Origin of the sequence: Massilia sp. CT11-108 (assembly GCF_047302915.1) — a bacterium.
Lineage (GTDB): Bacteria > Pseudomonadota > Gammaproteobacteria > Burkholderiales > Burkholderiaceae_D > Telluria > Telluria orientalis.
Genome location: NZ_JBKYMO010001509.1, coordinates 1 through 273 on the forward strand (window position 1 = coordinate 1; position 273 = coordinate 273).

The 273-nt window shown below is 76.2% G+C and carries 1 pseudogene; it reads left to right on the forward strand.

Annotated elements, in window-relative coordinates:
- A pseudogene (locus tag ACEN88_RS35440) lies at positions 1 to 262 on the forward strand (hypothetical protein); the annotation flags it as partial.
- Positions 263 to 273 lie beyond the last annotated feature (11 nt).

Here is a 273-nt window from a genome sequence, read left to right on the forward strand (position 1 = left end):
CCGACATGGCGCAGCTGGTCGCGTTCGCGGCCGCGTTCAGCCGGCGCCGCTGGGCCGACGCGGCGGGCGGGGGAGGATCGCGGTGAGCGTGGAAGGTCCGGACCTGGAGAGCCTCGTGCGCCGTCTTGCCGGGACGCCGCCCGAGTTCACCGACGAGCCGCGGATCGGCGGCAGCGGCCGCGTCGCGGGGGGTGGGTTTTTAAAAAAAACCGCCCCCCCGGGCCGGGGGGGGAGGGGGGGTGGGGGGGGGGGGGGGGGATAAATAGGGGGGGG